Raw genomic sequence first — 25,452 nt, 5'->3', positions numbered from 1 at the left:
TGCTGTTGCCTCTTATAGCTATGACGTCCCGCCCATCCCCGGCGGCACCCCTGTTTTCCCCAATTCGCCCCGTTGACCGAGACAATAAATTTACGCCCCCGCGCAAGCATTTCCTGCGCAGTACCCTACCGCTACAAATTGAAATCGGCGCAGCAGCGCCTAAGGAAAGACGAAATCCGTCTTTGTCAGTCTAGAAGTGAACCAGGAACTTTGGATGCACGGCCATTACACCATGACGGCTCGCTACAAGCCGAAAATGATCTGAACCGTTCATCGCTGTCCCCTTGGTTTACCCGTGTGAAGGAGGCGCTAGACTTGTCTTTCGCCAGCCTCTTTCTGATCCAACGAGCCCATTTTAGACAGTCAAATTTTTGCGCACAACCGCAGATTTGGCCAAAAATCCGCTTGACTCGCTGCCCGTGTCGCTCGCCGCAAAGGGCGGGCCGGGCGCGCAAATTTTAAGGGTATGGGACTCCTTGCAGATTCCCGTTGGGGCCGTTTTGAGTCTCATCGGATTATTTTTTCCGACCCCGGTCACCAGGACCGTCACATTGCAGGTTTGTGACCCTGGCGTGTCGGAAATGTCACGCAAAATCGGCGCGCCTTCAAAAAAGACAAAGGCCCCCAACCGGGGGCCTTGGAAACTTGTTCTCAAACCCGAAACACGATCGGGTCGATAGGTATTGGGAGGGCTTTAGGCGCCCAGTGCCTTGACGCGCTTGGCGAGGCGCGAAACCTTGCGGTCGGCCATGTTCTTGTGGAACACGCCCTTGCCGGCAGCGCGCTGCAGTTCGGGTTCGGCGGCGCGCAGCGCGGCTGCGGCAGCTGCCTGGTCGCCCGAAGCAATCGCTTCTTCAACCTTGCGCAGATAGGTGCGAACGCGGCTGCGGCGCGCCGTGTTCTTGGCGGTCCGGGCTTCGATCTTGCGGGCGGCCTTCTTGGCCGAAGTGGTATTTGCCATTTTTTTAAATTCCTCGTGGCGGATATGCCTTGCGTGCTTGAACCCCTGGGGCAAGCACAACCGGAACGGGCGCCCCTTGCGGCGCGCCCAGCGAAGGCTGCTCTATAGAGAGCGGGGATTTGAGAGTCAAACGCTTTAGCGCTGGCACGCCGGGCAAAAAAATGTGCTGCGCCCCGCTTGAACGATTCTTTCTGTCGTTCCGCCGCATCCCGGCCTCGGGCAGGGATCATCCTCATGGCCATACACCGCAAAGGAGTGCTGGAAATAGCCCGGTTGGCCGTCCGCCTTTGCAAAATCCTTGAGCGTCGAGCCCCCCGCCGCGATCGCCGCCGCCAGCACCTGCCGGATTGCCGCCACGAGCTTTTCGATCTCGCCGCCATTGAGTGTGCCGCCGGCCCGTCGCGGATCGATTCCGCTCAGATACAGTGCCTCGCACACATAGATATTGCCCAGCCCGGCGATCACCCGCTGGTCGAGCAGCACCGTCTTGATCGGCCCCTTCTTGTTTTTCAGCCTTTGCGCCAGATAGGGCGCGCTCAGATCGTTCCCCAAGGGTTCAGGACCCAGAGAATCGGTGAACGGGTTGGCCGCCCCGGGCGCAAACAGGTCCATGAACCCGAACCGGCGCGGATCGCTATAGGATAGAGTAACGCGCCCGCGCGAAGGATGGGTGAGGCTCGCCACCACATGAACATGCTTGCCGGTGCCATCGCCCTTGTTGAGACGGCTCGCCTCGTCGAGCGGCCGGTCGGCGACGAGAAACGCCCCGGTCATCCCCAGATGAGAGAGCCACGCTCCGCCATCCGAGAGCGTCGCGATCAGATATTTGGCCCGCCGCCCAAGATGGGTGATCGTCTGTCCTTCGAGCCGGGAAACGAACCCCTCGGGAAACGGAAACCGCAGGTCGGGACGGTTGAGCGTGACGCTCTCGATCCGCGCGCCCTCGATGAAGGGGGCCAGTCCGCGCCGCACGGTTTCAACTTCGGGCAATTCGGGCATGAATTTCACTCAAGTTCATACATTTTGCCGCCAGTGTTTGCGACGATTTCGCCAAAGCTCTACACCTTGCGTTATCGATCGGCCAAGCCCATAACCGGGCTGTCAGCCAAGCAGAGAGGCGCGAGATGACCGACAACGCTCAAACCACCCATTTCGGAACGCGCACCGTCCCGCTGGGCGAAAAGCAGGGCCTGGTCAACGATGTCTTCCATAAGGTGGCCTCGCGCTACGATCTGATGAACGATCTGATGAGCGGTGGAATCCATAGAGTTTGGAAGGACCTGATGGTCGCCCGCCTCGCCCCGCCCCGCTCCGGGTCGCGCGATTACAGAGTGCTCGACATGGCCGGCGGCACCGGCGACGTCGCCATGCGCATCCTCAATGCCAGCCATGGTTATGCCAGGGTCACGGTCTCCGACATCAATGCCGACATGCTCGCCGTCGGCGCCGAACGCGCCAAGTCCTGGCGCTATCCGGCCAATGTCGATTTCGTTGAGGCCAATGCCGAAGAATTGCCGTTTGAAAACAACAGTTTCGATGCCTACACCATCGCCTTCGGCATCCGCAACGTACCCCGCATCGACAAGGCGTTGAGCGAAGCGCACAGGGTTCTCAAACGCGGCGGCCGCATTCTGGTGCTCGAATTTTCCAAAGTCGATGTGCCGGTACTCGACAAGATCTACGATCTCTTTTCCGATCACCTCATTCCGCCCATGGGCAAGATGGTGACCGGCGATGCCCAGCCCTATCAGTACCTCGTTGAATCCATTCGCAACTTCCCCGATCCGACCACATTCTCGACCATGATCGAAACCGCCGGCTTCAAGCGCGTTACCCACACCGCGCTTTCCGGCAATATCGCCGCTCTTCACGGGGGCTGGAAACTCTGACCATGGGGCTTGGGACCTATCTAAGGCTCGCACGGGCCGGCTTTGTTCTGGCCCGCGAGGGCGCGCTCTCGCTCGCCGAGGGCCACCCCATTCCGCCGTCCGCCAAGCTGCTGGTCGGCATTGGCCGACTGATCGAAAAGCGCGATGTGCGCAAGACCGGTCGCGTCACGCGGCTGGCCAACGCCCTGACCCGGCTCGGCCCGGTCTATGTCAAGCTTGGCCAGGTTCTCGCCACCCGGCGCGACATCGTCGGGTTTGAAATCGCTTCCGATCTCGCCGCTCTACAGGACGCGCTGCCCCCGTTCGATGAAAAGCTCGTCCCCGGCCTCCTCGCCGAAGCGCTGGGCGAAAAGGCCGCAGCGCTCAAGGACATTTCCCCGCCCCTCGCCGCCGCCTCGATCGCCCAGGTCCACAAGGCCCGGCTCCAAACGCCGCAGGGCGAGCGCTTCGTCGCCGTCAAGCTCCTGCGCCCCAAAATCCGCGAGCGTTTTGCCCGCGATCTCGATGGGCTTTATGCCCTGGCCGGGGTTGCCGAGCGGTTCATGCCCGCCACGCGGCGCTTCAATGGCAAGAAGGTCGTCGATGCGCTGGCTCGCTCGGCCATGCTCGAGATGGATCTGCGCATGGAAGCGGCCGCCATGTCCGAGCTTGCCGACAATCTGGGCGATGACGGCGATTTTCGGGTCCCCGATGTATTCTGGGAACAGACCGGGCGCTCGGTCCTCACCACCGGCTGGATCGACGCCATCCCCATCCGCGAGGTCGAAAAGATCGAAGCGGCGGGCATGGACCGCAAAAAGCTTGCCGCGGGCCTGATCCAGAGCTTTTTGCGCCAGGCCATCCGCGACGGATTTTTTCACGCCGACATGCACCCGGGCAATCTGTTTGCCGACCCGAAAACCGGCGGCATCGTCGCCGTCGATTTCGGCATCATGGGTCGGATCGGCAAGCGTGAGCAGCGCTTCCTTGCCGAAATCCTCTATGGCTTCATCACCCGCGATTATTACCGCGTGGCCGAACTGCACCTCGATATCGGCTATGTGCCGCAAACCCACACCATCGACGATTTCGCCCAGGCCATCCGGGCCATCGGCGAACCGCTGGTCGGGCGCGGCGCCGATGAGATTTCCATGGCGCGGGTTCTGGCCCAGCTGATCGAGGTGACCGAGCTGTTCGACATGACCGCCCGGCCCGAACTGGTTCTGCTGCAAAAAAACATGGTGCTGGCCGAAGGCACCGCCCGCCTGCTCGATCCGCAATTCAACATGTGGACCGCCGCCGAACCGGTGGTTGGCGAATGGGTGCGCCGCGCGGTCGGGCCGCAGGGCAAGCTCGAAATCGCCAAAGAGGCCATCGACGAGGCGCTCGACCTGGCCAGGCGGCTCCCTGATCTGGGCCGCCGCGCCGAGCGCGTTCTGACCCGGCTCGAAGCCGACCAGATGCGTCAGGACAAAACGGACCCGTTGATCGAAACCCTCAAATGGGGGAGCCTTGCAACAATCGTTCTGGCGATCATCAGTCTGATCGCCCATCTGGGAGGCGCGCTGTGAGTGTTGCCGGCAAGCACATCCTCTTGATCATTTCGGGCGGCATAGCCGCCTACAAGGCCATCACGCTGATCCGTCTGATCCAGAAAGCGGGCGGAACGGTGCAGGTGATTTTGACACAAGGGGCAAAACAGTTTGTTTCTCCCCTGACCATTTCAACGCTGTGCGGCCGCCCGGCCCTGTCCGACCTTTTCGATCTGACCCGCGAGGCCGAGATCGGCCATATAGAGCTTTCCCGCTCGGCCGATCTGGTCGTTGTCGCGCCGGCTACTGCCAACATCCTGGCGCGCATGGCCAACGGGCTGGCCGACGATCTGGCCACCACCTGCCTTCTGGCCACCATCACTCCGGTGCTCGCCGCTCCGGCCATGAATGTGCGCATGTGGGAAGCGCCCTCAACCCGGCGCAACATCGAAACGCTGCGCCGCGATGGCATAGCCTTTGTCGGCCCCGAAGAGGGTGATATGGCCTGCGGCGAATTCGGCGCGGGCCGCATGGCCGAACCCGAAGATATTCTCGCCGCCATCACCGATCACTTCTCCCATGGACCCGGACCGCGACCTCTGGAGGGCAAGACGGTCATCGTCACCTCCGGGCCCACCCGCGAGCCGATCGATCCGGTGCGCTACATCTCCAACGCGTCCTCGGGCCGCCAGGGCACCGCCATTGCCGAAGCGCTCGCGTCACAGGGTGCTATCGTCAAATTCGTCACTGGCCCGGCCGAATATTCAAAGCCCAAAGGCTGCGAAATCATCCCGGTTGAAACCGCCGTCGAAATGGAAGCGGCAGTCACCGCCGCGCTGCCCGCCGATGCGGCGATCTTTACCGCAGCCGTTGCCGACTGGCGCGTTGCCGAGCCCGCCGACGCCAAGCTGAAAAAGGATGGGTCGGGTGCTGCGCCTGAACTCGATTTTGTCGCCAACCCCGATATCCTCGCTTCGGTCTCCCACCTCCCTGCGGGCGAACGCCCCAATCTGGTCATTGGCTTTGCCGCCGAAACGGGAAACCTTGAAACCCACGCCCGAAACAAACTGGCGCGCAAGGGCTGCGATTGGCTTCTCGCCAATGATGTAAGCCCGGGAACCGGCGTTTTCGGCGGCGCCGACACCCGCATTCTGTTTCTCGATGGCACCGGCACCGATGATTGGGGTCCGCAATCGAAAGCCGCCGTGGCCGAGAAACTTGCGGACCGGATCGCGAAACATTTTGCCGGCGGCAACTGAGCCCGGAGTGCTTCCAGAATAAATGGACACCACTTATTCGGTTCGGAAGCGCGACAAACCGAAGAGCAAGAGAATTTTTGCGATTCGAAGAAGCGCAGAAATGCTCTGGCGTCTTGCAAAATCTGCTTGTTTCCGACCACAGTGCGCCAAACTGTTGAGGAAGGGATACCCGATGACCATGACCACGATGACCCGTCTGGCCGGCGCCAGCGGCCTGGCCCTGCTGCTTACCGCATGCATGGACGTTTCGATGACTGTCGACGTGCAAAGCGAAACCGAGGCCGAGGCCACCATGGTCACCTCCATGGCCGCCGACATGGTCGAGATGATGAATGCCCAGGCCGAGGGTGGTGACGACGAATTCTGCGCCGAAGGCGAACTGATCGAAAATGGTGACATGATCGATTGCATCGTCGTTGAATCGGGTCCCTTTGACGAGCTCGAGTTCGATGCTGAAGAAGGAGAAGGCCCGGTGATCGAAGCCATTGGCGGCGGTCAGGTGCGCGTCACCTTCCCCACCGGCGATCTCGCCGCCTCGCTTGATGAAAGCATGGGCGAGGAACAGGACCCCCAGATGCAGGCGATGATCAGCTCGATGTTTGAGGGCCACGCCATCACCCTTGCGGTCGCCGGCGGCACCATCGTGGACACCAACATGGAAATTTCGGCCGATGGCATGTCGGCAAGCTATGAAATTCCCTTTGTCGATCTGTTCGCCGCGACCCTCGATATGCCCGAGGAAATCTACGCGGTCGTCCAGAAATAGGCCATGACAGTCAGGTTCAAATGGCTTGAGCATGGGCGGGGCCTGCCCCTGCCCATGCGCCAGAGCACGGCGGCATCGGGCTATGATCTTGCAGCCGCGGTGGCCCAGGACGAGACCCTTGTCATTGCCCCCGGCGCCTTTGCGCTGGTGCCCTGCGGTTTCGCGCTGGCCCTGCCGGTCGGTTACGAGGCCCAGATCCGGCCGCGCTCTGGTCTTGCCGCCCGGCTCGGTGTTACCGTGCTCAATGCGCCCGGTACGGTCGACGCCGATTACCGCGGGGAGGTCAAGGCCATCCTCGTCAATCATGGCCCTGATCCGTTCGATATACGGCGTGGCGACAGGATCGCCCAGATGGTGATTGCCGCCGTGCCCGATATCGCGCTTTTGGAAGTGGACGAACTCGAGGAGACCGAACGTGGCACTGGTGGATTTGGCTCGACGGGGACCTAGAGCGTTTCCAGAAAAAGCATGTCCTCGACCCCGATCGGGGATGCGAACCGCTTTTTCGGTTCGGAAGCGCGACCACCTTAAATGGCTTGGCCTTGCCCTCGCTTTCGCAGCGGCCGTACCCGCTTTCGCTGGTGACAGCGCCCAGTTCGATGCCATCGGCTATTCCCAAGACGGGCGATACTTCGCCTTCGAGCAGTTCGGCATTCAGGATGGCTCGGGCTTTGCTTATGCGGAAATTTTCCTGATCGATCTTTCCATCGACAGTTTCGTGGGCGGCGCGCCGTTCGATGTCCGTATCGATACCGAAATGGCCCCGGTCGCCGACGCCCGCGCCCAGGCGCATGCGGAGGCGGCAAAGGCCCTTGCCGAACTCGGCATCTCCCGTCCCGCTGTTCCCCTGGCCCTGCGCGGCGACGGCGAGTTGGGCGATGATGGGCTGTCGATTTCTTACGGCATTCCCAGCTATGGCCTTGCCGAAATCTCGGGCGAATACACGCTGAACCTCGAAATCTTCAAGGCGCCATCATCCCAGGATTGCGAATTCTTCGAAGGCACCCCGATGGGCGTCGCGGTGATGCGGCAGGCCGACGGCATCACCCAAGAGATTTATCGCGACACAAGCGTGCCCGCTTCACGCCACTGCGTCATCACCTATAAATTCTACGGAATCTTCAACCCGTTCGACTCCTGGGACAATGCATCTTCCGTTGCCGTGCTTTCCGTCTGGTCGCACGGGTTCGAAGGGCCTGACCGGCGCTTCATCGCGTTGCCGGTTGGGGATGTTCAATAAGGTGGTTTTAACGCCCGCTCAGTCGGCCCGCTACGCCCGCCATATCGTGCTCAAGGATATGGGCGGCGCCGGTCAGCAAAGGCTCAGCGCGGCCAATGTGGTGATTGTCGGTGCCGGCGGGTTGGGCGTGCCGGTGATCGCCTATCTTGCCGGAGCCGGGATCGGAAAGCTCACCATCATCGACCCCGATAGCGTGTCGCTCTCCAATCTTTCCCGGCAGGTGATCTATTCGGACGCCGATCTGGACACGCCCAAAGCTCAGGCGGCCGCACGGTTCGCCGCACGACTCAATCCCGAGATCGCGCCGTCGGCCCAGGTTGAGAGCCTCACGCCGGACAATGCAAAAGATCTTCTGGCTGGCGCCGATCTGGTTGTGGAAGGCACTGACAGCTTCGCCGCCAAGCGCGCGGTGGCCGCGGTCTGCGCGGATCTGAAGATCCCCCTCGTCACCGGCGCTCTTGGCCCCTTCGACGGCTCGATCACTGTCCTGGCGCCGTTCCTCAAGCGCGAAGACGGCACCCATTGGCCAGATTTCGCTTCCCTCTATCCGGTCGATCCCACCCCCGAGGACAGCCCGCCCTGCGAGCTTGTCGGTGTTCTCAACGTTCTCCCCGGAATCGTGGGCACCATGATGGCCAACGAGGCCATCAAATACCTCGCCGGTTTCGGCGAACCGCTTCTGGGAAAGCTTCTGATCTACTCCGCCCGCACCGGCGAGAGCCGGATCATGAGTTACAGATAGCGGGCTGCCGCTTTACCATCGCGCGATTGCCACCGCGGACGAGCGCAGCGAGGACCTCGGCGACCGTTCGCCGCCCCGCCGGAGGGCCAGCGAATGTCATAGGGCGGTTTTGGCCCGTCATGACTTTCGCGGTGCGGCCCGTGAGGCAGAAATCAGGCCTCGGGATGCTTGAACACCAGCGTTGCGTTGGTTCCGCCAAACCCGAAACTGTTAGACAGCACGACGCCCAGATCCACATTGTCGCGACGCTGGCGCAGGATCGGCATGTCGGCAAAATCGGGATCGAGGGTTTCGATATTGGCGCTCTCGCAGATAAAGCGGTTCTGCATCATCAGAAGCGAATAGATGCATTCCTGCACGCCCGTCGCGCCCAGCGAATGCCCGGTCAGCGACTTGGTGGCCGACAGCGGCGGGCACTTGTCCTCATTGCCGAACACTTCGCGCAGCGCCTCGATTTCCTTGCGGTCACCCACCGGGGTCGAAGTGGCGTGCGGGTTGATATAGTCGATGGGCGCCTTGACCGTTTCAAGCGCCAACCGCATGCAGCGCACCGCGCCCTCGCCCGAAGGGGCCACCATGTCGTAGCCGTCCGAGGTCGCGCCATAGCCGATCAGTTCGGCAATGATATTGGCGCCGCGCGCCTTGGCGTGTTCGTATTCCTCGAGCACCAGAACCCCGGCGCCCCCTGCAATCACGAACCCGTCGCGATTTGCGTCATAGGCGCGCGATGCCTTTTCGGGCGTATCGTTGAAATCCGAGCTCATGGCGCCCATGGCGTCGAACAGGTTCGACATGGACCAGTCGAGATCCTCGTGGCCGCCGGCAAAAACGATATCCTGCTTGCCCAGCTGGATCTGTTCGTACGCGTTCCCGATGCAGTGTTTCGACGTCGCGCAGGCCGAAGAGATCGAATAATTGACCCCAAGAATGCCATAGGCGGTGGCCAGCGTTGCCGAAGCGGTCGAACTCATCGCCTTGGGCACGGCGAGCGGGCCGATGCGCTTGGGGCTCTTTTTTTCGCGGGTGATGTCGGCAGCTTCAACCACTGCGCGTGTCGAAGGCCCGCCCGATCCCATAACAATACCCGTGCGCGGGTTCTTGACGTCTTTTTCCTCGAGCCCGGCCATTTCGATGGCCTGCTGCATGGCGATATAGTTCCAGGCGGCACCCTTGGCCATAAAGCGCGTGGTGCGCCGGTCGAGCACTTCAAACGGGTCGAGCGTGGGCGCGCCATGCACCTGGCAGCGAAAGCCCAGATCGACATAATCGGACGCCCGGGAAATCCCCGGACGCGCGTTTTTAAGGCTGTCGAGCACCTCGTCGAGAGTGTTTCCGATCGAGGAGACGATCCCCATGCCGGTGACCACAACGCGCTTCATTTATGCCCCTTGGTCTTTCTTGTCAGACGTAAAGTTCGGCCCAAAACTTACAGGGCGCCCATGTCCGTAAAAAGGCCGACCCGCAAATCCTTGGCCTCATATATGGTTTTTCCGTCGGCTTTCACATAGCCGTCGGCAATTCCCAGCGTCAGTCTCGAGCGCATGACGCGCTTGATGTCGATACCATATTCAACCAGTTTCACGTCATTTGTAACCTGGCCGGTGAATTTGATCTCTCCCGCCAACGCGCGACCGCGCCCGGGCGATCCGCCCCAGCCGAGAAAAAATCCGGTCATCTGCCACAGCGCATCGAGCCCCAGGCAACCGGGCATCACGGGGTCGCCGTGGAAATGGCAGGCAAAGAACCAAAGATCGGGCGTGACGTCGAGTTCGGCGCGCACCTGTCCCTTGCCATGGGGGCCGCCATCATCATCGATCCGCGTGATGCGGTCGAACATGAGCATGGGCGGGAGCGGCAATTGCGCATTCCCCGGTCCAAAAAGCTCACCGCGCCCACAGGCCAGCAACTGGTCGTAATCGTAAGAATGGGCGCGCTCTGCCATGGACTCCCCGCAAATCTGGAAAAAACTGTGTAGAGGGCAATCGCTAGGAGGGTCAATAGACCATTTGCCCGAGGCAGGGGTTTACGCCATTTGCGCTTTCTTCTGGCGCCGCCGGATCACCGAGGAGGCGATGCCCATGCCCTCGCGGTATTTGGCCACGGTGCGTCGCGCCACGTCGATTCCCTGCTCGTTCTTGAGCATTTCGGCAATCGTATCGTCCGAAAGGATCGCCTCGGGCCGTTCCGCTTCGATCAACTGGCGAATGCGGTGGCGCACGGCCTCAGCCGAATGGTCGTCGCCGCCCGAAGAGGAATTGAGCGCGGTGGTGAAGAAATATTTCATCTCGAACAGCCCGCGCGGCGTGGCGATGTACTTGTTCGCCGTCACGCGCGACACTGTCGATTCGTGCATCTCGATCTCGCTCGCCACGGCCTTGAGCGTCATGGGCCGCAGATGGGAAATCCCGTGCCGCAGAAATCCGTCCTGCTGCTTGGCGATCTCGGTCGCCACTTTCAGAATCGTCTGGGCGCGCTGGTCGAGGCTCTTGGTCAGCCAGTTCGCCGTATTGAGGCAATCGACAAGAAAGGTCTTTTCCTCCGCATCGCGGGTCTTTTTCGAAATCGAGGCATAATAAACCCGGTTGACCAGAACCCGGGGCAGAACCTCGGAATTGAGCTCGACCTGCCAACCCCCGTCATTGCCGCGTCTGACAAACACATCGGGCACCACCGATTGCACCGGGGAAAAATCGAAGGCTCGGCCCGGCCGCGGGTCGAGTTCGCGCAATTCGGCCAGCATGTCGAGGATGTCCTCGCGGTCCGCGCCGATCTTTTTGCCCAGAAGCGCCAGATCGTGGCTGGCCACCAGGTCGAGATGGGCGAGCAGCCCGGCCATCATGGGGTCCAGCCTGTCCTTGTCGGCCAATTGGATCGCAAGACATTCGGCAAGCGAGCGGGCGAAAACCCCAAGCGGCTCGCACCCCTGCACCTTGCTCAGTACCGCTTCGACGGTCGCCGCTTCTGCCCCCAGCTGCTCGGCGATCTGGCCGATCTCGGCCATCAGATAGCCGCGCTCGTCGAGATTATCGACAAGGCTGCGCGCGATCAGCCGCTCCGCGGGGTCCTTGAGGATCAGATTGACCTGTTCGGCCAGATGGTCGGCAAGCGAGATCTGGGCGGAAACATACTGATCGATATCGGGCGCCTCGCCCCCCAGCGCGCCGCCCTTGCCCTCGGGCCACGAGCTCGATTGGCTCAGCGAATCCTGCCCCGATTGTTCGGGAAAGACGTTGGACACGTCGGTATCGAGGCTGTCGGCAATCGTCATTGCGCTGCCCAGATGGTCGGAATGGTCGACCACGTCGCGATAGGGGTCGATTTCCTCGGCCCGCTCGCGCTCCATGGGCGTATCGCCATCGGGCGCGTCGGTGCTTTCGAGCAGGGGATTGCGCATCAGTTCGGCATCGACAAATGCGCTGAGCTCGAGATGGCTCAGCTGCAAAAGCCGGATCGACGCCATCAATTGCGGCGTCAGTGTCAAGGACTGGGTTTGCCGGACATCCAGCCGTGGCGAAAGCGCCATGCCTAATCAGCTCCCACTCTGTTCCCCCAAATCGAAGCGTCCCAGGCCAGAGCGTGTCCAGAACAAGTGGAAACGGTTGTTCGATTCGGACACGCGACAACCGAGGACGTCGACGGGGCGAACCTAGCGGCTTTGTGACAGCCCTTCAAGACATGCCATACAATTTCCGTGCCAAGTTTCGGTGCCAGCTGTTCGTGCGGCCTAAAGTTTGAAGCTCTCGCCCAGATAAACCCGTCTTGCGTCGGGGTCGGCCATGATGGTTTCCGGCCGCCCCTGGATCATCACCTTGCCTCCGTGGATCAGATAGGCCCGGTCCACCAGCCCGAAGGTTTCGCGAACCTGATGGTCGGTGATCAGCACCCCGATGCCGCGCTGGGTCAGCTGGCGCACCAGCCCCTGGATATCGGCCACGGCGATCGGATCGACCCCGGCAAACGGCTCGTCGAGCAGCATGAATTTGGGGTCCGCCGCCAGCGCACGGGCAATTTCCACCCGCCGCCGCTCGCCGCCCGACAGCGCCAGGGCGTCCGCATCGCGCAAATGGGAGACAGAGAACTCGTCGAGCAATTCGTCGAGCCGCGCGTTGCGCTCTTTCTTGTTCTTGATGTGCCCCTCGAGCACGGCCAGCACGTTGTCCTTGACCGAGAGGCCGCGAAAGATCGAGGCCTCTTGCGGCAGGTAGCCGATGCCCAGCCGTCCGCGCTGATAAAGCGGCAGATGGGTAATGGGCAGCCCATCGAGCAGCACTTCCCCGCCATCGGGCCGCACCAGCCCCATGATCATGGTGAAAACCGTGGTCTTGCCCGCCCCGTTCGGCCCGAGCAGGCCCACCGCCTCGCCGCGCCGCACCGCGATCGAAACGTCGCGCACAACCGCGCGCTTTCCAAAACTCTTGGCAAGACCGTGGGCGACGAGCCAGCCGGTCTGGTCGATTTCGGCCATCAGCCCCCCGGCGTAAACGTGCTGGTCACGCGCCCGCCGCCGCCCGCAGAGCTGAACGAGGAGGTGCCGGCCCGCGTATCGATCACCAGCCGATCGGCGTTGACGGTGCCGCTCGCGTTGACCACCACAACCGAGCCGGCAAACACCAGAACCCGGTCGCCAAAATCATAGTCGGCGGTGTCCGCTTCCACGGTCTGCTCGTCGAACACCATTTTCACCCGTCCGCCGGAAGCCGAAAAGCTTTCCAGGTCCGACGGTCCGCCCTCTCCGTAAAGGGTTTTGACCTGCGGCGCTTCAAGTTGCATCGTGCCCTGGGTGATCACGACATTGCCGGTAAAAAGCGCCGTGCTCTCGTTTTCGAGCACTTCGAGACTGTCGGCGGTCACGTTGACCTGCTCGTCGGCCTCCTCGGCCAGCCCTCCGAACCCGGCCGGATCGCTGGCCGTGCTCTGGGCCAGGGCCGGCCCGGCAACAAGGGCAAAACATGCGATCAGCACTCTAAGGCGCATCATTGTCCGTCTCCGCTCCAAAAGGGTCCCGTGCCTCACCGGCGTCGGGCTGGGGCACCATATCGAGGTTCACGCCGGTAAAATGCCAGCGCGCCGCCTCCAGGTCGTGTTCCATGGTATCGGCATGAAGTTGCGCGCCCGTGTCGAAGGCAAAACGCACCGGCCCGTCCGAAATCAGGATCTGGGCGGGCCAATCCACCTCGACACCGGCCAGGACGCCGCGTGCCCCGGTCGAATCGAGGACGGTTACATCTTCGTTGGACACCAGATGTTCGGTGCTCATCGTCCATTCGGCCGAAGCAAATTCGATATGGGCCGAATACCCGGTATCGTCGGCAATATCGACAGAGAGATCGTAAAGATCGGCCGTATCGAGATTGCCGACCCGCGATTCCGCCCGCGCCGCTTCCAGCGTGTAGTTCGATCCCGTCGCCGTCCGCCCCTCAAAGCGCGGCCCTTCGATCACCAGCGTATCGTTTTCCAGCCTTAAGCCTTCAATCGGCACGATATCGCCGACCATGCTGGCGGCAATCTGGAACGCGGGCACCGACAGAACCAGGATCCCGACTACCGGCACGATCCAGCGCAGCGCCGCGATGCGCCGATTGTGCGCAAGGGACCGCCGGTAGGTTTCGTGTCGGACGCTGGCCGAAGGAGCGATCATCGCATGACCTAGCTGTGGGCGAAGATGTCGGTCTCGGGCCAGCCGGCGAGATCGAGGTGGGCGCGGGTGGGCAGGAACTCGAAACAGGCCCTGGCCATCTCGGTCCGCCCTTCGCGGGCCAGCATGCGGTCGAGATGCCGGCGCAGGTCGTGCAGATAGAGCACGTCGGAGGCCGCATAATCGAGCTGGGCCTGGCTCAGCGTTTCCGCCCCCCAGTCAGACGATTGCTGCTGCTTGCTCATATCGACGCCCAGAAGTTCGCGCGAGAGATCTTTCAGCCCATGCCGGTCGGTATAGGTCCGCACCAGTTTCGAAGCGATCTTGGTGCAATAGACCGGCGTGGTCATCACCCCGAACGCGGCAAAAAGCGCCGCCATGTCGAAGCGGGCGAAATGAAAGAGCTTTGTCTTGGTCTCGTCGGCCAGAAGCGCAGCAAGGTTGGGCGCTTCGGTTTGTCCGGGAAGAATCTGGACCACATCGGCCGTGCCGTCGCCGGGCGAAAGCTGCACGACGCACAACCGGTCGCGTGCCGGATTAAGGCCCATGGTCTCGGTATCGATGGCCACCTGCCGTCCGGTGTAGCGGGAAAGGTCGGGCAGATCGCCCTTGTGCAGTCGAACGCTCATGTCGTCTCTATACTCCGGGGAGAGGCAAAGGTGTCCCTAGATGCCACACCCCGCAGCGTTTTGCCTAGACCCGGCAGATGCCAACTTGGCTGCGACCAATCGCGCCTCGTCCCCGCAGGCAATGTGGGGAGGGATCGATCAAACGCAATATTTCAGGAAAATTCGGCAGAGCCGAAAAGGATTGGTGCCCAGAAGAAGACTCGAACTTCCACTCCCTTTCGGGAACTAGCACCTGAAGCTAGCGCGTCTACCAATTCCGCCATCTGGGCAACGGGGGCACGCTTTAGAGTGCCCTTGGGGCTTTGTCAATGCAGCTTGCGCTGGCCTGCCGGGAAAATCTGCGGCTCAGAAATCGGCGCCGTTGAAATGGCTTATCGCGTTCCTGTCATAGCGCGGCTCGTTCAGGCAGTGCACGTTTATGACATGGATGGTGTTGCCCTGTCCGTCACTGCCTGCGGCAAACGGCTGGATGCCGCATTGGGTGCAGAACTGGTGGGCGATGGTGTGGGAATTGAACTTGTATGTCTTGAGAGCCTCGCTGCCGCCGAGCAGGACGAAATCATCCCCCGGCACTGAATGCATCACCGCATTGAGCCGGCGGCAGCGCGAACAATTGCACTGAAAAGGCGCCTCGAGCCGCGTGCGGGCCGTAAATCGCACCGCGCCGCACTGACAACTGCCTTCGTAAACGGGAATATCGGCCTGCTCGCTCACGGTATCACTCCTGACATTAATAAGAACAAAACAAGAACAAATGGAAGATGGAGTCAACCCCTTTTCCCCCTGCGGCTTCATACCGCCTCAAACCGATTGCAATCGGCCAGCCACCGGGGCTAGAACGGGCCATCCTCACAGGCGTTCGTTTTGGCGACGGGACCCTTTTAAAATGACCGAAAAGACAAGAAAAATCGCGACGATCTTCGGCGGCTCGGGCTTTATCGGCACCCAGCTCACCCAGGATCTGGCGCGGCGTGGCTATTCCGTGCGGGTGGCCGTCAGGCGCCCCGATCTGGCGGGCCATGTTCGCATGTTCGGGTTCCCCGGCCAGATTCAGCCGATCCAGGCCAATCTGCGCTATCCCGAATCGGTTGCCGCTGCCGTGCGCGGCTCCGATGTTGTCATCAACCTGGTGGGCATCCTCTTTGAAAAGGGCAAGCAGCGCTTCCGCGCCGTCCAGACCCTGGGCGCCAGGGCCGTTGCCGAAGCGGCCCGCGATGCCGGGGTGCCCACTCTCGTCCACATGTCCGCCCTGGGCGCCGATCCGCAATCGCCTTCGGCCTATCAGCGTGCCAAGGCGCTGGGCGAGGAAGAAGTGCTCAAGGCGTTCCCCAAAGCCATTATCATGCGGCCCTCGCTGGTGTTCGGCGCCGAAGACGGGTTTTTCAACCTGTTCGGCTTTATCGCCCGCATGTCCCCCGTCATGCCCCTGATCGGGCGCGATACCAAATTCCAGCCCGTCTATGTCGGCGATGTCGCCGAAGCGATCGCCCTTGCCGCCCAAGGTGCTGTCAAAGCCGGCAAGGTCTATGAGCTGGGCGGCCCGGAAATCGTCACCATGGAGCAGGTGATCGAGCGCGTCCTCGAACAGACCCGCCGCAAGCGGCTCGTCCTGCCCCTGCCCGAATTTGTGGCAATGGCTGTCGCCAGAATCTTCTCGCTTCTGCCCAAGCCGCTCCTGACCCCCGATCAGGTCATCCAGCTCGGCATCGACAACATCGTCTCGCCCGAAGCGAAAAAGCAGAAGCGCACCCTCGAAGCGTTCGGCATAGCGCCCACCACCATGGACGCCATCCTGCCCACCTATATGTGGCGCTTCCGCAAGCATGGCGAGTTCGACCGCCATATCAATCCGCTGGTCAATGGCTGAGCGGTTCGCGGTTAACCCTTCGTTGACCGGTTGACTTGAATTGGTGCCCAAACTTGACGGTTTGGGCACAAAAACACCTTGATTACCCCCCACTTTGCACGGCCTAATCGCGTCTTGAGGTTTTTGCGTCCCTCCGGACGGCGCCGCATCATTTATACGATTGGTCCATGCCCCAGCTTCTCCATCACAAGCTCGATCCTTCAAGCCGGCTCATCCGCCTGATGCTTGCCGAATACGGCGTCGATGTCGATCTGGTCGACGTTTCGCCCTGGCGCCGCGATCCCGACTTCCTTGAAATCAACCCCGCCGCCTCGGTCCCGGTCATGCTCGATGAGCCGTTCCCGCCGGTCGTGGGCGTTCTGGCCACCATCGCCCATATCGAGGACAATTTCGGCCCCGAGGGCCATATCGAAGCCTTGCTGCCTGAAAACGCCGGCGAAAAGATGGAGGTCTGGCGCCTGCTTGAATGGGTGCTGTTAAAACTCGGTCCCGAAGTCACCGCCTATCTTCTGGAAGAAAAGCTCATCAAGCGCGATCTGCGCTCGGGCGCCCCCGAACCCTCGGTCATCCGCATCGCCAAGGCCAACCTCACCGAGCATCTTGCCTATTTTTCCTGGGTGCTGGCCACCCGCCGCTGGCTGGCCGGCGATACGCTGACCCTTGCCGATTTCGCGCTCGCCGCCCACATTTCGGTCCTCGACTATATGGGCGACATCGCCTGGGAAAAGGCCGGCGAAATCAAGGATTGGTACGCCCGCATCAAATCGCGCCCCGCCTTCCGCCCGCTTCTGGGCGATCGCATTGTGGGCATGCCCGCCTCGACCACCTACGCGGACCTTGATTTTTGAGCGCTCAGCGCGAAACCATCGTTGAAGAACTGCATGCCCGCGCTGTGTCTCTCGGGTTTACCGCCTTCGGCATCGCGCCGGCCAATGCCCGCCCCGACCTGCCGCAAAGGCTTCAATCCGCGCTGCAAAGCGGCTGGCACGCCGATATGGAGTGGATGGAAGAGACAAGGGATCGCCGCCAATCCCCAAAGGCGCTTTGGCCCGATGTGCAGTCGGTCATCATGGTGGGCGTCAATTACGGCCCCGATGAAAACCCGCTCGACCGTCTCACCAACACATCCCTCGCCAACGTCTCTGTCTATGCCCAGATGCGCGACTATCACGACTTCATAAAGGGCCGCCTCAAGGACCTCGCCGGCCTCCTCGCCCGCCGCACCGGTGCCGAGGTCAAGGTGTTCGTCGATACCGCACCGGTGATGGAAAAGCCCCTCGCCGAAGCCGCGGGCTTGGGCTGGCAGGGCAAGCACACGGTCCTGCTCTCGCGCGATGCGGGCTCGTGGCTGTTTCTGGGCGCCATCTTCACCTCGGCCGACCTGCCCGCCAGCACGCCGGAACAGGAAAAATGCGGCACCTGCACAAAATGCCTCGATATCTGCCCCACCAATGCCTTCCCCGCCCCCTTCCGCCTCGATGCCCGCAAATGCCTTGCCTATTATTCGGTCGAGCACAAGGGCCAGATTCCCATCCAATTTCGCAAACCCATGGGCAATCGCGTCTTTGGCTGCGATGATTGCCTTGCGGTCTGCCCGTGGAACAAGTTCGCCAGCGCCACCCGCGACGCCAAACTCTCCGCCCGTCAAGCGATCCGGAACGCGCAACTGAGCGACATGCTGGCTTTAAACGACGCGCGCTTTCGCGATTTTTTCGCCCAGACACCCGTCAAGCGCCTCGGCTCGGCCCGTTTTTTGCGCAATTGCCTCGTCGCGGCAGGCAATTCGGGCGACCGCCATCACCTGCCCGCCATCGAGCGGCTTTTCTCCCATGAAAGCCCGCTGGTGCGCGGCATGGCCATATGGGCCCTGCGCCAATTGACCGATCCCGGCGAGGCCGAAGCCCGGCGCGCCAAATCCCTCGCAACCGAATCCGACCCGGAGGTCAGAGCCGAATGGAGCCATTAAGTTTGTTCGTCTTCGGCGCAGGTTACTCCGCCCAGGCCACCATCGACGCCTTGCGCCTGATCGGCGACATGCCGGTAGCGGCCACGACCCGCACTGCGGAAAAGGCAGTCGATCTGGCAGCACGGGGCGTAACCAGCCATGTGTTCGATGGCACGGCCCCATCATCGTCCCTGCGCCCGGCGCTGGAGGCCGCCAGCCACATACTGGTCTCCATCGCCCCCGGCCCCGATGGCGATCCGGTGCTCGCCCATCATGGGTCCGACCTTCTGGCCGCGCCGAACCTGAAATGGATCGGCTATTTTTCCACCATCGGCGTTTATGGCGATGCCGGAGGGGAATGGATCGACGAAACCGCGCCCACCGAACCGCTCTCGGCCCGCAACCGCTACCGGCTCGATGCCGAAGCGGGCTGGCAGGCACTGGCCGAGGAAAAGTCGATTCCCCTCGCCATCCTGCGCCTCGCGGGAATTTACGGCCCCTCGCGCTCGCCATTCGAAAAGCTCAAATCGGGCACCGCCCGCCGCATCGTCAAACCCGGCCAGGTGTTCAACCGTATCCACGTGCAAGATATCGGCGCCATCACCGCCCTTGCTGCCCACAAGCGCCTGCACGGCATCTTCAACGTCTGCGACGACGAGCCGGCCCCGCCCCAGGACGTGATCGCCCACGCAGCCGGCTTGCTCGGCATGATCGCGCCGCCCGAGATCGCCTTTGAAGACGCCGATCTCTCCCCCATGGCCCGCACCTTTTATGCGGGAAACCGCCGTGTTTCGAACGCCAGGATCAAATCAGCGCTCGGCTATGGGCTGAAATATCCCACCTATCGCGAGGGCCATGCGGCCATATTGCGCCAACGTGACGATTGACGCGCAGCCAATTGCACCCTATCTCGCGCAGATGGTCAAAAAGGCATCAACATCGGCACCCTCCCAGCGCATGCTTCGCGTCGGCGAACGCGTGCGTCACGAGATCGCGGCCCTGCTCTCGCGCAACGAGATCATCGATCCGCTGCTCGAAACCGTCACCGTCACGGTCCCTGAGGTGCGCATGACGCCCGATCTCAAGCTGGCCAATGTCTATGTCATGCCGCTTGGCGGAGAAAATGCCGAGGATGTGGTGTCCGCGCTCAACGCCCACGCCAAATTCATCCGCGGCCGCGTCACCCCGGCGCTCGATCTCAAATACGCGCCCCAGTTCCGCTTCTTCGTCGACAAGACGTTCGATGAATATGGCCGCATCGACGCCATCCTGCGCTCCGATCGCGTGCAGCGCGATCTGGCAGGCGACGACGACACCGAAGAATAGTTTTTAAGGACGTGCCGTGAGCGAAGCTCAAAAAAAGCGCGTCAAGCGCGACCTGTCCGGCTGGCTTGTGTTCAACAAGCCCTATGACATGAGCTCCACCGAAGCTGTGGGCAAGCTGCGCTGGCTCTATGGCGCCAAGAAAGCCGGTCACGCTGGCACCCTCGATCCGCTGGCCACCGGCATCCTGCCCATTGCGTTCGGAGAGGCGACAAAGACCGTCCCCATCGTCCAGGACGGCACCAAGATCTATCATTTCGATATCGTCTGGGGCCAGGCCACCTCTACCGACGATATCGAGGGCGAGGTGATCGCCACCTCCGATGTTCGCCCCACCGGCAAAGCGCTTGAAGCGGTCCTGCCGCGCTTTACCGGGCTGATCACCCAGATCCCGCCCGCCTTTTCGGCCATCAGGATCGGCGGGGAGCGCGCCTATGATCTGGCCCGCGCCGGCCACAAGCTCGATATGCCGCCCCGCGAGGTCGAAATCGACGCTCTCGAAGTGATCGCGCATACCCCCGAGCGCAGCAAACTCTCGGTCACCTGTTCCAAGGGCACCTATGTCCGCGCCCTGGCGCGCGATATCGCCGAGGCGCTCGGAACCAGGGGCCATGTCGGCGCCCTGCACCGCGCCCAGGTCGGAAATTTCACCGATGCCGACGCCGTTGCGCTTGAACAGGTCGAATCGATCGATCTTGCGGCGCGGGACGCGCTGTTGCTCCCTGTCGCCGCGGGTCTGGCCGATCTGCCCGAGATCCGGCTTGACGCCCGCCAGGCGGCAACCATCCGGCTGGGCAACCCGGTGCTTTTGACGGGTCGCGACGCGCCCGTGGCCCTTGATGAGGCATGGGCATCGCTCAAGGGCGAAGCCGTGGCGCTCGGTTTCGTCGAAGCGGGCCAGTTCAAGCCCCGGCGGGTAATCCTCGGCTAGGCGGGGCTGGCCCACCGGCCCTCTTTACCCTCCCCCTGTGACAGGCTAAAGGTTTGCTGGTCCATAAGGATCGGCCACTCGTCCATGTCTCAGTCCGTAACGCAGAACGAGAATAATCAGGCCGAATCGAGCGGCCCGGAAGCCCGGCGCGGGCCGGTATCCATTCCGATCATTTTCTATCTTGCCTTTCTGGTCGCGGTCGTCGTCCTGCCGGCCACCGCCTTTACCGCGGTGCTTTTGGCCCGCCACAACGTCGCCCAGGAAGAAACAGTCCAGACCTTCACCGTCGCAACGGCCCGCTCGGTCCTCCAGTCGGTCGAGCGCGAAATCTCGGGCATGATCACCACTCAAAGGGTGCTCATGAGCATCGAGGCGCTCAACAATGGAGATCTGGCCCAGTTCCACGAGCACGCCCAGACCGCGCTGACCGGCACGGGCTCGTATTTCATCGTTGCCGATCACCAGGCCAACCAGTTGCTTAACACCCGCGTCGAATATGGCACCCCGCTCGGCGAGGTATCCGATTTCGAGACCGTCCAGCGGGCGCTCGAAACCCCCGATGCGGTGGTGTCCGACGTGTTTTTTGGCCGCACGGCGCAGGAATATGTGTTCAACGTCGTGCGCCAGCGCCCCGGCATCGTCCCGCCCCAGCTGGCCATTCTCACCCAGAACGCGTCCTCGCTCTCGAACGCGCTTTTGACTCGCGAACTGCCGCAAGGCTGGCACGTGGCGCTCGTCGATTCCAAAAATACGGTTCTTGCCGCCTCCGAGGACGCGGCTGTCATTGGCGAGCCTTTGTTCATTCCGTTGCGCGAGGACGCGGGTGGCACGCGGTGGTCCGACATCACGATCTCGGGCGAGGACTACAAGACCATCACCCAGCACTCGATCCTGACCGGCTGGTACGTGGTGGCCTGGGCGCCGTCCGCGGTGGTCACCGAGCCCATGCGCACCACGCTGTTGTGGCTGTTGGCCGGGGCACTGGTCATTGTCGGACTGGCTGGCTTTGCCGCCGCGCTCATCGGGCACCGGATCGCCTTGTCCGTGCGCGGCCTTGCCCGTCAGGCCCGCGCCATGGGCGCCGGTCAGGAAATCGTCGCCATACCCTATCCGGTCCAGGAACTGGCCACGGTTTCCGAGGCACTGGCCGATGCGGGGGCCAAGCGGCGCCGGGCCGAAAATGAATCGCGGTTCCTCATGCGCGAGGTGGCGCATCGCTCGAAAAACCAGCTCACCGTCATCTCGGCCATGGCCAAGCAAACGGCGCGCGGGGCCGACAATGTGGAAAAATTCGTCGAGAATTTCCAGAACAGGCTCTATGGCCTCGCCCGCTCCACCGATCTGCTTCTCGCTCACGGGACTCAAGGGATAGGGCTGCGCGATCTGTTTCGCACCCAGATCGACCCGTTCCGCCCCGAAGATCCCTCGCGCGTGGTCAAGACCGGGGTCAATGTCTATCTCAACGTCCAGGCCGCCCAGGTTCTGGGCATGGCCGCCCATGAACTGGCCACCAATGCCGCCAAATATGGCGCCTTTTCCCGCGAAGGCGGCAAGCTCACCGTCAACTGGAACCGGGCTGGCGGCGACCGGCTGCATCTGGTCTGGCGCGAAACGGTGCCCGATTTCACCCCGCCGTCCGATCGCAAGGGTTTCGGCACCGTTGTTCTGCAAACCATGGTGGCCAGCGCGCTCAAGGCCGATGTTGAGCGTACGGTTCACCCCGACGGCATCGAATGGGTGTTTTCCATCCCTCTCGAGCAGATCGATCCCGACCGCGACAGCCCCGACACCGAAGAGCCCGAGGCCGGGCTCTGATCGGCCGGAAACGAGAAAAAACTTCTCATTTGCCCCCCAATACCCTATATGGGCGCCAGCAAAAGGGTTTCCCTTTGCACTTCGATCGGCCATTCCTGGACGGCATCCCGGTTTTGGCGTCACTCAACTCCTTGTTTTGAAAGGAATTTTACGATGTCGATTACTGCTGAGCGCAAGGCTGAGCTCATCAAGGATTACGCGACGAAAGCTGGCGATACCGGGTCTCCGGAAGTTCAGGTCGCCATCCTGACCGAGCGGATCACCAACCTTACCGAACATTTCAAGACCCACGCCAAGGACAATCACTCCCGTCGTGGCCTTTTGAAGCTGGTTTCGACCCGCCGTTCGCTTCTTGACTATATCAAGCGCGGCGACCACGCGCGGTACCAGAGCCTGATCGAACGGCTCGGCATCCGCCGCTAAACTGACTTTGGTGCGGGGTCGGCGGTTTTTTCGCCGGCCCCGCATCGTATAGCATTGGGCAATGGGGCCCGATGCTGCTTCTGCCGGAAGCGCCCTTTTAAATGGGGCATGGCAGGATCGCCGGACACTCACATAGTCGCCTGAGTGTCTCGCCATCTTGTCCATGTTCCGGAAAACTTGAAGGGCAGCCTCTGGCGCCACTTGCGAATGACCCGGCAGCGCGTCCATCGCGCGCCGGATGGATTTCGCACAAGAAGGAATGTCTCATGACAATCAATTTCGACCACCACAAAGTCGAGCTCGACTGGGGCGGACAGCCCTTGACGCTCGAAACCGGCAAGGTCGCCCGTCAGGCCGATGGCGCCGTGCTCGCCACGCTGGGCGAAACCGTGGTTCTGGCCACCGTTGTTTCCGCCAAGCAGCCCAAGGCCGGCATCGATTTCTTCCCGCTGACCGTCAACTACCAGGAAAAGTATTTTGCCGCCGGCAAGATCCCCGGCGGTTACTTCAAGCGTGAAGGCCGCCCGACCGAAGCCGAAACCCTGACCTCGCGCCTGATCGACCGCCCGATCCGTCCCCTGTTCCCCGCCGGATACAAGAACGAGACCCAGGTCATCATCACCGTGCTCCAGCACGATATGGAAAACCAGCCCGACGTGCTCGCCATGGTCGCCGCTTCCGCTGCGCTCACCATTTCGGGCGTGCCCTTCATGGGCCCGATCGGCGCGGCCCGTGTCGGTTATGTCGATGGCGAATATGTTTTGAACCTCCCCATCGACCGCCGCGATGATTCCAAGCTCGACCTCGTTATGGCCGGCACCGCCGACGCCGTTCTGATGGTGGAATCGGAAGCCAAGGAGCTGTCCGAAGAGGTCATGCTCGGCGCCGTGATGTTCGGCCACCAGCAGAGCCAGAAGGTGATCGACGCGATCATCAAGCTTGCCGAGCTGGCTGCCAAGGAGCCCCGCGAGTTCGAACCCGCCGATATGAGCGCGCTCGAATCCGAAATGCTCGCGCTGATCGAAACCGAGCTGCGCGACGCCTACAAGAACACCGACAAGATGGCCCGCTACGACGCCGTCGACGCGGTCAAGGCAAAGGTCAAGGCCCACTTCATCCCCGAAGAGGGCGAAGCGGCCTACACCCCCGAACAGGTCGGCGCGGTGTTCAAGTCGCTCCAGGCCAAGGTCGTGCGCTGGAACATTCTCGACACCAAGACCCGCATCGATGGTCGCGACCTCGAAACGGTCCGTCCCATCGTTTCCGAAGTCGGCGTCCTGCCCCGCACCCACGGCTCGGCCATCTTCACCCGCGGTGAAACCCAGGCGCTGGTCGTTGCGACGCTCGGTACGGCGGACGATGAGCAGTTCATCGATTCGCTCGAAGGCACCTACAAGCAGAACTTCCTGCTGCACTACAACTTCCCGCCCTATTCGGTCGGTGAAGCTGGCCGCATGGGTTCGCCCGGACGCCGCGAAATCGGCCACGGCAAGCTCGCCTGGCGCGCCATCAACCCGGTCCGTCCTTCGGCTGAAGAATTCCCCTACACCCTGCGCGTAGTCTCCGAGATCACCGAATCCAACGGTTCGTCCTCAATGGCGACCGTATGCGGTACCTCGCTGGCGCTCATGGATGCGGGCGTTCCCATGAAGAAGGCCGTCGCCGGCATCGCCATGGGCCTGATTCTCGAGGGTGAAAAATTCGCTGTCCTGTCCGATATTCTCGGTGACGAAGATCACCTGGGCGATATGGACTTCAAGGTCGCCGGCACCCATGACGGCGTGACAAGCCTGCAGATGGACATCAAGATCGCCGGCATCACCGAAGAGATCATGAAGATCGCTCTGGACCAGGCCAAGAATGGGCGCAAGCACATCCTTGAAGAAATGGCCAAGGCCATCGACACGGCACGCTCCGAAGTGGGCGAGTTCGCCCCGCGCATCGAAACCCTGAAAATCCCGACCGACAAGATCCGTGAAGTGATCGGCACCGGCGGCAAGGTGATCCGTGAGATCGTCGAAAAGACCGGCGCCAAGATCAACATCGAAGACGATGGCACGGTCAAGGTTTCCTCCTCGGACGGCAAGCAGATCGATGCGGCCATCAAGTGGATCAAGTCGATCACCGACGAGCCCGAAGTTGGCGAAATATACCAGGGCACCGTGGTCAAGACCGCCGATTTCGGCGCGTTCGTGAATTTCTTTGGTGCCAAGGACGGTCTCGTGCACATCTCCCAGCTCGCCGAAGAGCGCGTGGGCAAGACCACCGACGTCGTCAAGGAAGGCGACAAGGTCTGGGTCAAGCTCCTGGGCTTTGACGAGCGCGGCAAGGTTCGCCTCTCCATGAAGGTCGTCGACCAGGAGACCGGCAAGGAAAAGGCCAAGGAAGACGAAGCCGCCGAATAAACCGGCCCGCTTCTCTCCCAAACGATCAGCCCGGCGCCCCGAAAGGAGCGCCGGGTTTTTTCATGTCGCCGGCAAAAAAATCGTGATGAGATGTCGGCAGGGCGTGTTGGG

General features: G+C 61.9%; 26 protein-coding genes and 1 tRNA gene. 16 read left to right on the top strand and 11 right to left on the bottom strand.

Going from position 1 to position 25,452, the window contains the following annotated elements:
• Positions 1-694: 694 nt before the first annotated feature.
• The gene (rpsT, locus tag OF122_RS19650; RefSeq protein ID WP_264225856.1) at positions 695-961 is read right to left on the bottom strand and encodes a 30S ribosomal protein S20; all 267 of its coding nucleotides are present in this window, start codon (positions 959-961) and stop codon (positions 695-697) included.
• 135 nt (positions 962-1,096) lie between these two features.
• Positions 1,097-1,960 (bottom strand): bifunctional DNA-formamidopyrimidine glycosylase/DNA-(apurinic or apyrimidinic site) lyase, encoded by an 864-nt coding sequence (gene mutM / locus OF122_RS19645; protein WP_264225855.1) that lies wholly within the window; start codon positions 1,958-1,960, stop codon positions 1,097-1,099.
• Between the two features lie 125 nt (positions 1,961-2,085).
• On the opposite strand from mutM, the gene ubiE reads away from it, so the two are divergent.
• From ubiE to OF122_RS19610, 7 genes are all read left to right on the top strand, one after another.
• Positions 2,086-2,850, top strand: a complete 765-nt coding sequence (gene ubiE, locus OF122_RS19640; RefSeq protein WP_264225854.1) for a bifunctional demethylmenaquinone methyltransferase/2-methoxy-6-polyprenyl-1,4-benzoquinol methylase UbiE — start codon at positions 2,086-2,088, stop codon at positions 2,848-2,850.
• 2 nt (positions 2,851-2,852) lie between these two features.
• The gene (gene ubiB / locus OF122_RS19635; RefSeq protein WP_264225853.1) at positions 2,853-4,400 is read left to right on the top strand and encodes a 2-polyprenylphenol 6-hydroxylase; all 1,548 of its coding nucleotides are present in this window, start codon (positions 2,853-2,855) and stop codon (positions 4,398-4,400) included.
• A complete protein-coding gene (gene coaBC / locus OF122_RS19630) occupies positions 4,397-5,620 on the top strand; it encodes a bifunctional phosphopantothenoylcysteine decarboxylase/phosphopantothenate--cysteine ligase CoaBC (protein WP_264225852.1) in 1,224 nt (407 codons plus the stop codon). Before ubiB ends, coaBC begins: the two co-directional genes overlap by 4 nt.
• Before the next feature lie 172 nt (positions 5,621-5,792).
• A complete protein-coding gene (locus OF122_RS19625; RefSeq protein WP_264225851.1) occupies positions 5,793-6,386 on the top strand; it encodes a hypothetical protein in 594 nt (197 codons plus the stop codon).
• Between the two features lie 3 nt (positions 6,387-6,389).
• Positions 6,390-6,836: a dUTP diphosphatase gene (gene dut / locus OF122_RS19620; protein ID WP_264225850.1), complete on the top strand. Its 447-nt coding sequence runs from the start codon at positions 6,390-6,392 to the stop codon at positions 6,834-6,836.
• Positions 6,837-6,876: 40 nt separating this feature from the next.
• Complete coding sequence (locus OF122_RS19615) at positions 6,877-7,626, top strand: DUF2259 domain-containing protein (protein WP_264225849.1); 750 nt, start codon at positions 6,877-6,879, stop codon at positions 7,624-7,626.
• Position 7,627: 1 nt separating this feature from the next.
• The gene (locus OF122_RS19610) at positions 7,628-8,368 is read left to right on the top strand and encodes a HesA/MoeB/ThiF family protein (RefSeq protein ID WP_264225848.1); all 741 of its coding nucleotides are present in this window, start codon (positions 7,628-7,630) and stop codon (positions 8,366-8,368) included.
• A 152-nt stretch (positions 8,369-8,520) separates the two neighbouring features.
• Here the strand turns inward: OF122_RS19610 and fabB are convergent, their stop codons facing one another.
• From fabB to OF122_RS19565, 9 genes are all read right to left on the bottom strand, one after another.
• Positions 8,521-9,747: a beta-ketoacyl-ACP synthase I gene (gene fabB / locus OF122_RS19605; RefSeq protein ID WP_264225847.1), complete on the bottom strand. Its 1,227-nt coding sequence runs from the start codon at positions 9,745-9,747 to the stop codon at positions 8,521-8,523.
• Between the two features lie 47 nt (positions 9,748-9,794).
• On the bottom strand, positions 9,795-10,310 hold the full coding sequence (gene fabA / locus OF122_RS19600) for a 3-hydroxyacyl-[acyl-carrier-protein] dehydratase FabA (RefSeq protein WP_264225846.1): 516 nt from the start codon (positions 10,308-10,310) through the stop codon (positions 9,795-9,797).
• A gap of 81 nt (positions 10,311-10,391) precedes the next feature.
• Positions 10,392-11,891, bottom strand: coding sequence for an RNA polymerase factor sigma-54 (gene rpoN / locus OF122_RS19595; protein ID WP_264225845.1), 1,500 nt, complete (start codon positions 11,889-11,891; stop codon positions 10,392-10,394).
• A gap of 201 nt (positions 11,892-12,092) precedes the next feature.
• Positions 12,093-12,836, bottom strand: a complete 744-nt coding sequence (lptB, locus tag OF122_RS19590) for an LPS export ABC transporter ATP-binding protein (protein ID WP_264227716.1) — start codon at positions 12,834-12,836, stop codon at positions 12,093-12,095.
• Positions 12,833-13,345 carry an LptA/OstA family protein gene (locus tag OF122_RS19585; protein ID WP_264225844.1) on the bottom strand — a complete coding sequence of 171 codons (513 nt, stop codon included), beginning with the start codon at positions 13,343-13,345 and terminating at the stop codon, positions 12,833-12,835. Before OF122_RS19585 ends, lptB begins: the two co-directional genes overlap by 4 nt.
• Positions 13,332-14,006: a hypothetical protein gene (locus OF122_RS19580; protein ID WP_264225843.1), complete on the bottom strand. Its 675-nt coding sequence runs from the start codon at positions 14,004-14,006 to the stop codon at positions 13,332-13,334. Before OF122_RS19580 ends, OF122_RS19585 begins: the two co-directional genes overlap by 14 nt.
• A gap of 8 nt (positions 14,007-14,014) precedes the next feature.
• Complete coding sequence (locus OF122_RS19575) at positions 14,015-14,632, bottom strand: ribonuclease D (protein WP_264225842.1); 618 nt, start codon at positions 14,630-14,632, stop codon at positions 14,015-14,017.
• 182 nt (positions 14,633-14,814) lie between these two features.
• Positions 14,815-14,901, bottom strand: a tRNA-Leu gene (locus OF122_RS19570).
• Positions 14,902-14,977: 76 nt separating this feature from the next.
• Positions 14,978-15,346: a GFA family protein gene (locus OF122_RS19565; protein ID WP_264225841.1), complete on the bottom strand. Its 369-nt coding sequence runs from the start codon at positions 15,344-15,346 to the stop codon at positions 14,978-14,980.
• Positions 15,347-15,518: 172 nt separating this feature from the next.
• Here OF122_RS19565 and OF122_RS19560 point away from each other — a divergent pair, with 172 nt between their 5' ends.
• The 9 genes from OF122_RS19560 (at position 15,519) to pnp (ending at position 25,341) form a co-directional block, all read left to right on the top strand.
• Positions 15,519-16,499, top strand: coding sequence for a complex I NDUFA9 subunit family protein (locus tag OF122_RS19560; RefSeq protein ID WP_264225840.1), 981 nt, complete (start codon positions 15,519-15,521; stop codon positions 16,497-16,499).
• 167 nt (positions 16,500-16,666) lie between these two features.
• Positions 16,667-17,347: a glutathione S-transferase family protein gene (locus OF122_RS19555; RefSeq protein WP_264225839.1), complete on the top strand. Its 681-nt coding sequence runs from the start codon at positions 16,667-16,669 to the stop codon at positions 17,345-17,347.
• A complete protein-coding gene (gene queG / locus OF122_RS19550) occupies positions 17,344-18,465 on the top strand; it encodes a tRNA epoxyqueuosine(34) reductase QueG (protein WP_264225838.1) in 1,122 nt (373 codons plus the stop codon). Before OF122_RS19555 ends, queG begins: the two co-directional genes overlap by 4 nt.
• 2 nt (positions 18,466-18,467) lie before the next feature.
• Entirely contained in the window at positions 18,468-19,331 is an 864-nt protein-coding gene (locus OF122_RS19545; RefSeq protein ID WP_319019381.1) for an SDR family oxidoreductase, read from the top strand.
• 31 nt (positions 19,332-19,362) lie between these two features.
• Positions 19,363-19,770, top strand: a complete 408-nt coding sequence (gene rbfA, locus OF122_RS19540; protein WP_264227715.1) for a 30S ribosome-binding factor RbfA — start codon at positions 19,363-19,365, stop codon at positions 19,768-19,770.
• 16 nt (positions 19,771-19,786) lie between these two features.
• Positions 19,787-20,698 (top strand): tRNA pseudouridine(55) synthase TruB, encoded by a 912-nt coding sequence (gene truB / locus OF122_RS19535; protein ID WP_264225836.1) that lies wholly within the window; start codon positions 19,787-19,789, stop codon positions 20,696-20,698.
• A gap of 84 nt (positions 20,699-20,782) precedes the next feature.
• Positions 20,783-22,513: a sensor histidine kinase gene (locus OF122_RS19530; protein ID WP_264225835.1), complete on the top strand. Its 1,731-nt coding sequence runs from the start codon at positions 20,783-20,785 to the stop codon at positions 22,511-22,513.
• A gap of 48 nt (positions 22,514-22,561) precedes the next feature.
• Positions 22,562-22,936: a 30S ribosomal protein S15 gene (gene rpsO, locus OF122_RS19525; RefSeq protein WP_319019380.1), complete on the top strand. Its 375-nt coding sequence runs from the start codon at positions 22,562-22,564 to the stop codon at positions 22,934-22,936.
• Between the two features lie 266 nt (positions 22,937-23,202).
• A complete protein-coding gene (gene pnp / locus OF122_RS19520) occupies positions 23,203-25,341 on the top strand; it encodes a polyribonucleotide nucleotidyltransferase (protein WP_264225833.1) in 2,139 nt (712 codons plus the stop codon).
• Positions 25,342-25,452: the final 111 nt, after the last annotated feature.

The sequence above is a fragment of the Pelagibacterium flavum genome (assembly GCF_025854335.1).
Taxonomy (GTDB): domain Bacteria; phylum Pseudomonadota; class Alphaproteobacteria; order Rhizobiales; family Devosiaceae; genus Pelagibacterium; species Pelagibacterium flavum.
Note: the sequence above shows the minus strand (reverse complement) of the source record. Positions and strands in the feature narration are given on the sequence as shown.

Excerpts from the sequence above, each read along its gene's own strand:
- OF122_RS19615 (WP_264225849.1), top strand. The coding sequence starts at position 6,877 with ATGCGAACCGCTTTTTCGGTTCGGAAGCGCGACCACCTTAAATGGCTT.
- fabA (WP_264225846.1), bottom strand. The coding sequence starts at position 10,310 with ATGGCAGAGCGCGCCCATTCTTACGATTACGACCAGTTGCTGGCCTGT.
- fabB (WP_264225847.1), bottom strand. The coding sequence starts at position 9,747 with ATGAAGCGCGTTGTGGTCACCGGCATGGGGATCGTCTCCTCGATCGGA.
- OF122_RS19580 (WP_264225843.1), bottom strand. The coding sequence starts at position 14,006 with ATGATCGCTCCTTCGGCCAGCGTCCGACACGAAACCTACCGGCGGTCC.
- OF122_RS19555 (WP_264225839.1), top strand. The coding sequence starts at position 16,667 with ATGCCCCAGCTTCTCCATCACAAGCTCGATCCTTCAAGCCGGCTCATC.
- rpsT (WP_264225856.1), bottom strand. The coding sequence starts at position 961 with ATGGCAAATACCACTTCGGCCAAGAAGGCCGCCCGCAAGATCGAAGCC.
- OF122_RS19575 (WP_264225842.1), bottom strand. The coding sequence starts at position 14,632 with ATGAGCGTTCGACTGCACAAGGGCGATCTGCCCGACCTTTCCCGCTAC.
- rbfA (WP_264227715.1), top strand. The coding sequence starts at position 19,363 with ATGGTCAAAAAGGCATCAACATCGGCACCCTCCCAGCGCATGCTTCGC.
- OF122_RS19625 (WP_264225851.1), top strand. The coding sequence starts at position 5,793 with ATGACCATGACCACGATGACCCGTCTGGCCGGCGCCAGCGGCCTGGCC.
- ubiB (WP_264225853.1), top strand. The coding sequence starts at position 2,853 with ATGGGGCTTGGGACCTATCTAAGGCTCGCACGGGCCGGCTTTGTTCTG.
- OF122_RS19585 (WP_264225844.1), bottom strand. The coding sequence starts at position 13,345 with ATGATGCGCCTTAGAGTGCTGATCGCATGTTTTGCCCTTGTTGCCGGG.
- rpoN (WP_264225845.1), bottom strand. The coding sequence starts at position 11,891 with ATGGCGCTTTCGCCACGGCTGGATGTCCGGCAAACCCAGTCCTTGACA.
- rpsO (WP_319019380.1), top strand. The coding sequence starts at position 22,562 with ATGGGCGCCAGCAAAAGGGTTTCCCTTTGCACTTCGATCGGCCATTCC.
- pnp (WP_264225833.1), top strand. The coding sequence starts at position 23,203 with ATGACAATCAATTTCGACCACCACAAAGTCGAGCTCGACTGGGGCGGA.
- ubiE (WP_264225854.1), top strand. The coding sequence starts at position 2,086 with ATGACCGACAACGCTCAAACCACCCATTTCGGAACGCGCACCGTCCCG.
- dut (WP_264225850.1), top strand. The coding sequence starts at position 6,390 with ATGACAGTCAGGTTCAAATGGCTTGAGCATGGGCGGGGCCTGCCCCTG.
- OF122_RS19560 (WP_264225840.1), top strand. The coding sequence starts at position 15,519 with ATGACCGAAAAGACAAGAAAAATCGCGACGATCTTCGGCGGCTCGGGC.
- OF122_RS19530 (WP_264225835.1), top strand. The coding sequence starts at position 20,783 with ATGTCTCAGTCCGTAACGCAGAACGAGAATAATCAGGCCGAATCGAGC.
- mutM (WP_264225855.1), bottom strand. The coding sequence starts at position 1,960 with ATGCCCGAATTGCCCGAAGTTGAAACCGTGCGGCGCGGACTGGCCCCC.